The sequence below is a fragment of the Methylomonas lenta genome, assembly GCF_001644015.1.
Classification (GTDB): domain Bacteria; phylum Pseudomonadota; class Gammaproteobacteria; order Methylococcales; family Methylomonadaceae; genus Methylomonas; species Methylomonas lenta.
Genome location: NZ_LUUI01000164.1, coordinates 1 through 9,811, shown reverse-complemented (window position 1 = coordinate 9,811; position 9,811 = coordinate 1). Strand labels below are relative to the sequence as shown.

The window sequence follows — 9,811 nt, the reverse complement described above, 5'->3', positions numbered from 1 at the left end:
AATATCATATGCAAGAATCCTGTGTGGGTGCGAATTTATCCGCACAGTGCGGATAAAATCGCACCTACAGCTGACGAACTTATTTCATGCGCATTCCTAAGTCGACCAAAGTTAGGTCTTAGCATTAAATCACTTGTCACCCCTCTTGTTCAAAAAAGGGGTGACAGTGATGGCGGAGCGCTTAAGCTAATCAGCGAAAGTTATTCTTCCTCTTCGCCAGCCAGTAACTCTTCCAGACTAGGCAAGGTTTGGTCATTTCGGCTGCGAGCTTTGTATAAATCAACAAACTCCATAAAAGCTTGTTCCAGATCGCCCAGGACTTCTTGCTCGTTCTCGACTTCTTCTTCGGGGATTTCTCCGGATTCCAGATAATCATTTTGAATGGCGATTTCACCGTTCAAAGACAACAGGGCAAGAATTAGAGCGTTATTAGAAATATTTTCAGGCATGGTGTACTCGTAGGTTAGGATTGAAAGAGGGAAACTTTGCCGTTTAAAAATGCTGACGGCTGGAATTGTTGCAGATTGTAACGCATTGCAGCTTGCCGATACCACGTATCTCACCGGTTGATTAAATTCTAATCAGTTAGCTTGCTGTGTCTAGCTATATGCTACATGTGGCTGTTATAAAATGCAGGCTGGGCTCAATTAAGGATGCCCATCCTGGTGATTTTGTTAGGTTACATTAAGCCAGGCTTGCACTTTAGCTGTTAAGGCGGCTTTCTGCACGGAAAGGCTAAAATGTTTAGCTGATCAGTTGCGTGTACTTTTTGTACAAATCGGCCTGATCTTCAATGTGATCAGGATCTATGCTAATGCAGTCGACTGGACAGACTTCCATGCATTGCGGTTTATCATGATGCCCAACACATTCTGTGCAGAGGGATGGCTTGATCACATAAATATCTTTCCCTTGGCTAATCGCGCCATTTGGGCATTCGGGTTCGCAGACATCGCAGTTGATGCATTCATCACTAATAATCAGGGCCATAAGTCACTCCACACTAAATTTTTTAATTAACTGTATTTTTACTGATTCCGGCACAAAACTGGAGACATCGCCGTTGAGTTTGGCGATTTCTCTGATCATGCTGGATGAAATAAATTCGTATTGTTCGGCTGGCGTCAGAAAAGAGGTTTCGATATCCGGTGCCAGTCTACGGTTCATGCCAGCCATCTGAAATTCATATTCAAAATCAGACACCGCACGTAAACCGCGCAGAATAACGCTAGCTTGATGCTGTTTTGCGCATTCGACCAATAGATTGTCAAAGCCTATGACCTCGACATTAGCAAGCTCACCGACAACGCCTTCAATCAGATCGACACGTTCTTGCAGAGAAAATAAGGGTTGTTTGCCACGACTGGCCGCCACAGCAACAATAACTTTGCTATAAAGCTTAGAAGCTCGGTGAATTAAATCCAGATGGCCATTAGTAATCGGGTCGAAAGTCCCTGGGTAAATTGCGGTGATTTGCATGTGCGTGTTTTTGTTTTACGAGCGCGGATTTTAAAGCATTCGCACAATAAAAGCAGTCTACAAAAGTCGTTTGATGCATTTTCAATATTCTTTAGGACAAAACTTGACTATCCTGAGTAGTTAAAAATCAATCCAGTGTTACGGGAGCAATCGTGATTAAAAAACAAATTTTAACGGTAGCATTAATGGCAAGCTTGTTGTCAGCCCATGCCTGGGCTGATGAGAGCGCTATAGGTTATGTAAAGGTTAAGTCCGGTGAAGCCAGTATTTCATCGTCAAATGGCATCATAGCCGCTGAAGTTGGGACACCTTTGCATTTGGGTAATGTTTTAAAGACGGGGGAAAACGGTAGCTTAGGCGTGACGTTTAAGGATAATACCATGGTATCTTTGGGGCCGGATACTGAAGTCACTATCGATGAATATCTGTTTGCACCGGCTAATGGCGAGCTGAAGTTGGTAGCGAGTTTAGCTAAAGGCACATTGCAGTATATTTCCGGAGTCATTGCAAAACTAAGGCCGGAGGCCGTTTCGGTAAAAACGCCGACCGGCATCATAGGTGTCAGAGGTACACGATTTTTAGCTAAGGTGGAGGCAGAGTAATGGGTGTGCATAAACATAGAACAGCAACTCTATCTCGCTTACATTTGGGAATCAGTTGTTTATTACTGCTCAGCGCTTGTTCGCAGTCCTACGTGGTATTACTGGCAGAAGATGATGGCAGCCTGGGTAAGGTGCAAGTCACTAATCAACAAGGCGCCACTATTTTGGAAGACAATCAAGAAGCGGTGGATTTAGGTACAGAAGCCGGGAAGACCTTTACTGTTAGTGCAGAACAGATTAAAGAGGATTTTGGCGCAGCCTTGGCGGCTAGTCCGCAAAAGCCCTTGTCTTATTATTTGTATTTTGAGGGTGGTGGCACCACGTTGACAGCTGAGTCTAGGGCTGATGTGCCTAAAATTATTGATGAAATAACCAAACGACGTCCAGCAGTCGATATTTCCGTCATCGGTCATACGGACACCGTAGGCGATGATCAGCTGAATGCGAAGCTGAGTCTGGAAAGGGCTAAATCAGTAGCGGAATTGTTTCAAGACGCTATGCCGGATGCCAGCAAAGTCACAATAGATTCACATGGTGAGAGGAACTTGTTGGTTCCAACGCCGGATAACACGGCTGAGGCGAAAAATCGTCGGGTTGAAGTGACGGTTAGGTAATGCAATTTAGCTAGCAAAGAGCCGGTAAAACTGATTTTACCGGCTCTTTTTGAATCAGTTGACCTTGATCAGTTCCACATCAAAAATCAACGCCGCATTCGGTCCGATATCGCCACCGGCACCACGTTCGCCATAGGCTAGATTGGATGGGATGAAAAAGCGGTATTTGGCACCCTCTTTCATCAATTGCAGGCCTTCAGTCCAGCCGGCAATCACCCGGTTAAGCGGGAAAGTCGCTGGCGCACCGCGGCCATAAGAACTATCAAATTCTTTGCCGTCTAGGGTGGTGCCTTTGTAATGCACAGTTACATTGTCGGTTGCTTTGGGAGAGGCGCCGGTGCCTTCAGTAAATACAACATATTGCAAACCACTGGCAGTAGTAACAACGCCGGCATTATTGGCGTTAGTGGCTAGAAATTTTTCACCGATGTCTTTATTTTCGGCGGGGGTAGTGGCGTTGGCCATAGAGAACATAACAAATCCTATAAAAAAAGCGATTAAAGTAGCAATGATGCGGTTTCGAATGGTTTTCAAGGGATGCTCCTGATTTAAAAACAGCGCGTAAGTGTATCAGTTTTCGCTTTCCAACTCTTGTCGACATACGGTTAATTGCGTATCGTACATCCATGCCCGTTGGTCGACTTTTTGCGCGACATTCAATAGCCAGCGTTTCTTCAGGAAGTTTTGCCGGCGATAGCCAGAGTGGCCCTCGTGGTAGGCCAGATAAAGATTACGCGCATCTGAAGTGGGAATGCCCAGCTTTCGGGCGCTGATGGCACAATACCAAGCCACAAAATCACAACTGTCGGTAAAGTCATCTCGGTCCGCCCAGCGGTTACCGGTTTGCTGTTGATAATCTGACCAGGTGCCATCCTGGGCTTGCGGATAACCATAAGCGCTACTGTTACGAAACCAGGGAATGAATCCCAGAAGTGTGGGACGTGGCGGTTCGGCGTCGTAAATGAAACTGGATTCCTGATTAATGATCGACATCTGTACTGCAATAGGCACACCCCAGCGACGGGCAGCATCTAAGCTAGCTTGATACCAGTCGTCTTTTTCGCGAAAAATCTGGCAAATATTGTTGGGGTTTTTCGGCGGTAAAGTTGCGCAGGCAGATAAAGCAACTAAGCTTATAATCATTAAGGGTTTTGGTGTCATTACATTTGAGCTCCCGATTTAAATTATTGGTAGGTGAACGCAATGTTAGTCGCAGAAAACCGAGCGTATCGTAAAAATCTTAGCAGCTATGGCCTGATTTATCTGGGGTTTTCAGAATATCCCATCAAAGTCATCAATTTATCTTTGACCGGATTTCTTGCTCAATTAAGCGATAATCACCCGGCTAGCCGGATTAAGGACATTTTCCGTAGTCTGCAAGTTTCTCCGCGAGTGGACATTTATTTGCCTGACATTCGTATAGCCGGTGAAGCTGAAGCAGTCAGGGTGGAAGAGAATGACCTGGGCTTGCAAATAGGTATAGAGTTTCGAAATTTATCCTATGACGTTGATAATCTGATGTATCAGCGTCGGGCTTATCGTAGGAATATTACCGAGCTGGGTCAGCTTATACTGGATGGCCTTGAGTTTGAGTTTACAACCGAAAATGTATCGGTAAATGGTTTAATGGTTCGGATAGCCGGAGGCTTTAAGGTAGACGCTGGAGATGTGCTGCCGTTTGCTTTTAAGCAATTAGACATACAGGGCGAAGCGGAAGTGCTTTGGGTTGAAAAAGAACAACATGCTACTTTCTTAGGCTTGAGCTATGTACATCTTGAGCGCGACTTCATTCGCGCAGAGCCAAAAGTTATGAGCGGACAAACGCTGTCAATTTAGCATATTTTCTCGATTACGTTGCGACCAAAACTGCTCTGCCAAAGCGTATGCTTGCGCCTGGTTCTCAGCTTTTCCCAATAGTTTTAGTGCCACGGCGGCCGTACCGATTATGCTGGCCTCAGCAAACTCATCTTTGATTTTATCTTGCCATAATGCCGTTAGCAGTTCTGGCTCCAGTACTTCGGCTTTCATGTGTCTACGGGCAAATAAGGCTGGCCATACCTCATCTATCAACTCCCCTTGCTTCACGCTTTGCACCAAGCATTCAACATCCGGATTGCGTTCGGTTTCGCCGCCTTCGCCTTTTAAAACAGCCATATTCTGTTCGCCCAGCATTAGTGCGGCTTTTTGATGTACTTGCCGGTAGCTGGGGTGAAAAATACCCTGAATGCTGTGGCTGGCATTGAATGGGTTTAATAATCTGACCAGCGTATGTACAGGCGAACGCAAGCCCATCAGCGGCCGCAGGTTGATCATGTCGTAAAGCTGTGGGCTAATAGACGCAAGCGATAAATAACTGAAGTTTTGCTTCGCTAATTGTTGTTCTGCTTCCGCCATAGATTGGGCTGGCGTTATCCCAAGGCATTGCAAAACATTTTCAGTGTAAACCCGGCCTTGAGTATGGCCGCCAGCACCATGCATGAATACCTTGATACCATTTTCCGCCAGTAATAAAGTGGACAATAAAAACCAAGGTAAGTGGCGGCGTTTACCGGCATAGGATGACCAGTCTAAATCGACGGCCAATGAGGGCGTATAGGCAAAACTTTCTCGGGCAGCCAATACGAATCCTGCCAGCTCTTCGCAAGTTTCCTCTTTGATGCGCATCAGCATTAAAAATGCACCTAGTTGAATTGGCATGACTTCATCAGCCAAAATCATTTTCATGGCCCGATAGGCTTCGTCCTGGGTTAACGGGCGGGAACCTTTTTTGCCTTTACCTAAAATTTTGATGAATTCGGCAAATGGATGTTCTTGTTCTGCTAGGGTCATGATAGAGAAAGTGGGAAGTAATGATCAATCAACAAGGCGGCAAAAATCAGCATCAGATAGACAATCGAATAGCCGAAGGTACGCATGGCAGTCTTATTGTCTTTTTTTCGCATCATTTGCACGGCGTAATATAAAAAGCCTAAGCCGAGTAAAATTGATGAGACTAGATAAATCAAGCCACTCATGCCGGTTAGATACGGCAGCAAAGCAGTGATCAGTAATAATATGGTGTAAAGCAGAATTTGCAAACGGGTATGTTCCACGCCATGAGTGACCGGCAGCATGGGTATGGCGACTTTGGCGTATTCCTCACGGCGGGCAATTGCTAGCGCCCAAAAATGCGGCGGTGTCCAGACGTAAATAATCAATACCAACAGCAAGGCATGCGGGTGAATCTCACCTGTGATAGCTGTCCAGCCTAATAAAGGTGGTGCGGCGCCGGCAATACCGCCAATGACAATATTTTGCGGTGTCATTTTTTTTAAGTAGACGGTGTAAATCACCGCATAACCAATCAGCGACAAAAAGGTAAGGAACGCAGTGAGCACGTTGATTTTAATGACTAAAATCAACATGGCGATAGTGCCCAGGATGCCAGCAAAGACCAGCACATTTTTTGAGTTTAATTCGCCAGTAGGCAGAGGCCGGTTTTGGGTGCGTGCCATTTGACCATCGGCTTTTTGGTCGATGAAATGATTGATGGCGGCGGCAGAGGAAGCTGCCAGCCCAATACCAAACGTACCGTAAAAGAAGTTGTCTAACGGTGGCCAGCCCGGTACAGCCAACAACATGCCGACAATGGCGGTAAACACAATTAAAGCCACAACTCTGGGTTTACAGAGTTCTAGATAGTGTCGCCAGGATAATACGGTGCTTTTGTCTGTCATTCGCGTCCGAGATGGTTTCTTTTGGGCATAAACATATAGAATAACAGTGAACCATTGATTATTGAAATCGTCACATGCGTTCAAATTTTATTTCGCTGAGGGATTTATGAAACTGGAATTGAATAAACTGAAAGGAGTGGCATTGCTATTGCTCTGTCCGGCTTTGTCTACACATGCTGAAGCTAGCAATGTACAGGAAAAAGTATTAGCTAATGGCTTGAAAGTTTTAGTCAAAGAAGACCGCCGGGCACCGGTGGTGGTATCGCAAGTGTGGTACAAAGTCGGTGGTAGTTATGAGCCGGGCGGCATCACTGGCATTTCGCACATGCTGGAGCACATGATGTTCAAAGGCACCCAACAATATCCGGCGGGTGAGTTTTCACGCATCATCGCCGAAAATGGTGGTCAGGAAAATGCCTTTACCGGTAGCGATTACACGGCTTATTTTCAAACCATGGAAAAATCCCGCCTGGAAATCAGTTTTAAATTAGAAGCTGATCGTATGCGTAATCTGGATTTAAAAGCCGAAGAACTGGAAAAAGAATTACAGGTCGTCACTGAAGAGCGCCGCATGCGCACTGAAGACAAACCTCGGGCCAAAATGCAGGAGCAGTTCAACGCAGTTGCTTTCGTCAACAGTCCGTATAAAAATCCGGTGATAGGCTGGCCTTCTGATATTGCCAATTACAAAGTCGAAGACCTGCAGGCTTGGTATCAGCAATGGTACGCCCCGAATAATGCTACTTTGGTGGTTGTGGGAGACGTCGATGCGCAACAAGTTTTTAAACTGGCCGAGCAGTATTTTGCCAATTTAAAGCCTAGTGATATTAAGCCGTTAAAACCACAAGACGAAATCCCGCAAAAAGGCGTGCGGAAAATCACCGTTAAAGCGCCAGCTAAACTGGCCTATTTGATGATGGGTTACAAAGTGCCCGTCTTAAAAACTGCGCCGACGGTATCAGAAGCCTATGCACTAGAGGTGCTGGCGGGTATTTTGGATGGCGGTAATGGCGCTAGATTATCTTCCCGCTTGATTCGTGGCCAGCAAATCGCAGTATCTGCCGGAGCAGGCTACGACATGACATCCAGAATGTCAGATATGTTCATGCTGGAAGCAACGCCGGCGGAAGGCAAAAGCGTGTTTGATCTGGAATATGCTTTGAAGCAAGAGGTTTATCAATTGCAAACCGAGCTGGTCAGCCCCGACGAGCTGCAACGCGTCAAAGCGCAGGTATTGGCGAACGACATTTATCAAAAAGACTCTAATTTTTATCAAGCCATGCAACTAGGAATGCTGGAAACAGTGGGTATAGGCTGGCAAACAGCCGATGAGTACGTGCAAAACATCAATAAGGTTACCGCTGAGCAAGTTCGGGAGGTAGCGCGGAAATATCTGCTAGAAGATACCCTCACGGTGGCTTATTTGGATCCGCAACCCATTACCGAAACACCTAAAGCTGGCAAATCGACTGGAGGTCGTCATGCGTTTTAATTTGATAGGTTTGTGTCTGTTATTGTTAAGCCAGGCTAGCCAAGCCAATGTCAATATTCAACATTGGCAAACCGAACAAGGTACTCGGGTTTATTTTGTACAAACGCCCAGCTTGCCTATGGTTGATATTCGGGTGGTATTCGATGCGGGCAGTGCGCGCGACAATGCCCAGTTTGGCGTAGCGGCGTTAACCTCTGCCATGCTGGATACTGGTGCGGGAGATTGGAATGCCGATGAAATTGCCAATCGCTTTGAGTCGGTTGGTGCGGCTTTTTCGGCTGGCATTTCCGAAGATATGGCTTGGTTATCCATGCGTAGCTTGACTGAAAAAGCCTTGTTTGACAAAGCCTTCGCCACCTTTCAGACAATTCTGACGCAGCCGCGTTTTAACGAAGATGATTTTCAACGCGAAAAAAGTCGCACCCTGGCAGGATTAAAGCATAGAGAAGAATCGCCTGGTGCATTGGCCAGTATTGCGTTTAGCAAAGCGTTGTATCACGATCATCCCTATGCACACCCCGAAGAAGGTATGGTGGAAACCGTGGCTGGCTTCGAAGCCGACGACCTGAAAACGTTTTATAAAAAGTATTACGTTGCATCTAATGCCATTGTGGTTATTGTCGGCGATCTGGAAAAGCAACAAGCCCAACAGCTGGCGGAAAAATTAATGGCTGATTTGCCAGTCGGTGAAAAGCCGGCAGAAATCCCGCCGGTAGTAATGCCGACTCATGCCACCACACAGCATATCGATTTTCCGTCGACACAAACCCATGTGTTATCGGGTATGCCGGGTACTCATCGCAAAGATCCGGATTATTTTGTGTTGTACGTGGGTAATCACATTTTGGGCGGCGGTAGCCTGGTGTCGAAACTGTTTGATGAAGTGCGGGAAAAACGTGGATTGGCCTATAGCGCCTCCAGTCAATTCATGCCGCTATTTCGGGAAGGGCCTTTTGTCATGAGTTTGCAAACCCGAAACGATCAAACCGAGCAAGCAATTCAGGTGATGGACGAAACGCTGGATGATTTTATCAAGAACGGTCCTACTGAAGCTGAATTGCTGGCGGCAAAGAAAAACATCACCGGTGGCTTTGCTTTGCGTACCGATAACAACAGCAAACTGACCGAATACGTCAGTATGATAGGTTTTTATCAACAACCTTTAGATTATCTGGATCAATTTCCAGCTAAGGTTGATGCGGTAACGGTAGCGGAGATTAAGGATGCATTTCAGCGCCGTATACGCCCGGAATGGCTGCAAACTGTGGCGGTCGGCGGCGAGAGCTCCGGGCCCTCTGCCGCACATCCAGCATCCACGGCGGTCGACGGGAAATAAAGCATGAGCGGCAAGCTGCGCATCATTGGCGGCGAGTGGCGCAGCCGGCACATCGTTTTTGACGATGCGCCGGGGTTGCGGCCGACGCCAGCACGAGTCAGGGAAACTTTATTTAACTGGTTGCAGTTTGATGTAGCCAACAGTCACTGTCTGGACTTGTTCGCCGGCAGCGGCGCTTTGGGGTTTGAAGCCGCCTCACGCGGCGCCAAACGCGTGGTGATGGTGGAAAATAATCCCAAAACCTGTCAAAAATTAAAACAAAACTGTGGTTTATTAGCCAGCGATACAGTAGACGTTGTACAAAACGATGTGCAGTTATTTATAAAAAATTGCAACGAGTCATTCGATTTGATCTTTCTGGATCCGCCGTTTGCTCAAGGTTTGCTGCAACCCACTTGTCAGCAATTGGCTGAGGCGGGTTTGCTGGCGCCGTATGGCAAAATTTATCTTGAAGTTGAGCGCAAACTACAATTGCAGCAGTTGCCAGAAAACTGGCAACTGCTCAAACACAAAATTGCCGGCGACGTCAGTTTCAATCTGTATCAAAATTTATAGTTAGGAATGCGCATGAA

General features: G+C 46.5%; 13 protein-coding genes. 6 read left to right on the top strand and 7 right to left on the bottom strand.

The genetic code is table 11. The annotated features are described in order from the left end of the window. Positions 1-200 precede the first annotated feature (200 nt). The 3 genes from A1359_RS21060 to coaD form a co-directional block, all read right to left on the bottom strand. On the bottom strand, positions 201-449 hold the full coding sequence (locus A1359_RS21060) for a hypothetical protein (protein ID WP_066988091.1): 249 nt from the start codon (positions 447-449) through the stop codon (positions 201-203). A gap of 295 nt (positions 450-744) precedes the next feature. Beyond that, the gene (locus A1359_RS21055) at positions 745-990 is read right to left on the bottom strand and encodes a YfhL family 4Fe-4S dicluster ferredoxin (protein ID WP_066988084.1); all 246 of its coding nucleotides are present in this window, start codon (positions 988-990) and stop codon (positions 745-747) included. 3 nt (positions 991-993) lie between these two features. Beyond that, a complete protein-coding gene (gene coaD, locus A1359_RS21050; RefSeq protein WP_066988082.1) occupies positions 994-1,479 on the bottom strand; it encodes a pantetheine-phosphate adenylyltransferase in 486 nt (161 codons plus the stop codon). 152 nt (positions 1,480-1,631) lie between these two features. Here coaD and A1359_RS21045 point away from each other — a divergent pair, with 152 nt between their 5' ends. Both A1359_RS21045 and A1359_RS21040 read left to right on the top strand, forming a co-directional pair. Continuing rightward, on the top strand, positions 1,632-2,081 hold the full coding sequence (locus A1359_RS21045; protein WP_232322439.1) for a FecR family protein: 450 nt from the start codon (positions 1,632-1,634) through the stop codon (positions 2,079-2,081). Beyond that, positions 2,081-2,695, top strand: coding sequence for an OmpA family protein (locus A1359_RS21040; protein ID WP_198159425.1), 615 nt, complete (start codon positions 2,081-2,083; stop codon positions 2,693-2,695). Before A1359_RS21045 ends, A1359_RS21040 begins: the two co-directional genes overlap by 1 nt. A gap of 54 nt (positions 2,696-2,749) precedes the next feature. On the opposite strand, the gene A1359_RS21035 is transcribed toward A1359_RS21040, so the two are convergent. Further along, positions 2,750-3,169, bottom strand: coding sequence for an FKBP-type peptidyl-prolyl cis-trans isomerase (locus tag A1359_RS21035; protein WP_408606570.1), 420 nt, complete (start codon positions 3,167-3,169; stop codon positions 2,750-2,752). Between the two features lie 96 nt (positions 3,170-3,265). Continuing rightward, a complete protein-coding gene (locus tag A1359_RS21030; protein ID WP_232322432.1) occupies positions 3,266-3,838 on the bottom strand; it encodes a transglycosylase SLT domain-containing protein in 573 nt (190 codons plus the stop codon). A 60-nt stretch (positions 3,839-3,898) separates the two neighbouring features. On the opposite strand from A1359_RS21030, the gene A1359_RS21025 reads away from it, so the two are divergent. Next, positions 3,899-4,531: a PilZ domain-containing protein gene (locus A1359_RS21025; protein WP_066988077.1), complete on the top strand. Its 633-nt coding sequence runs from the start codon at positions 3,899-3,901 to the stop codon at positions 4,529-4,531. Here the strand turns inward: A1359_RS21025 and A1359_RS21020 are convergent. Beyond that, complete coding sequence (locus A1359_RS21020) at positions 4,523-5,524, bottom strand: glycosyl transferase family protein (RefSeq protein ID WP_066988075.1); 1,002 nt, start codon at positions 5,522-5,524, stop codon at positions 4,523-4,525. The two genes, A1359_RS21025 and A1359_RS21020, sit on opposite strands and share 9 nt — an antisense overlap. Further along, the gene (gene cyoE, locus A1359_RS21015; protein ID WP_269747953.1) at positions 5,521-6,453 is read right to left on the bottom strand and encodes a heme o synthase; all 933 of its coding nucleotides are present in this window, start codon (positions 6,451-6,453) and stop codon (positions 5,521-5,523) included. The genes A1359_RS21020 and cyoE overlap by 4 nt, the downstream gene beginning before the upstream one ends. A 64-nt stretch (positions 6,454-6,517) precedes the next feature. Between cyoE and A1359_RS21010 the strand changes: the two genes are divergently transcribed. From A1359_RS21010 to rsmD, 3 genes are read left to right on the top strand one after another with little or no spacing between them, the layout of a single operon-like run. Next, positions 6,518-7,903: a M16 family metallopeptidase gene (locus tag A1359_RS21010; protein WP_066988071.1), complete on the top strand. Its 1,386-nt coding sequence runs from the start codon at positions 6,518-6,520 to the stop codon at positions 7,901-7,903. Beyond that, positions 7,893-9,239: a M16 family metallopeptidase gene (locus A1359_RS21005; RefSeq protein ID WP_066988069.1), complete on the top strand. Its 1,347-nt coding sequence runs from the start codon at positions 7,893-7,895 to the stop codon at positions 9,237-9,239. The genes A1359_RS21010 and A1359_RS21005 overlap by 11 nt, the downstream gene beginning before the upstream one ends. A 3-nt stretch (positions 9,240-9,242) precedes the next feature. After that, entirely contained in the window at positions 9,243-9,794 is a 552-nt protein-coding gene (gene rsmD, locus A1359_RS21000) for a 16S rRNA (guanine(966)-N(2))-methyltransferase RsmD (protein ID WP_066988066.1), read from the top strand. The last annotated feature ends 17 nt before the right edge of the window (positions 9,795-9,811 follow it).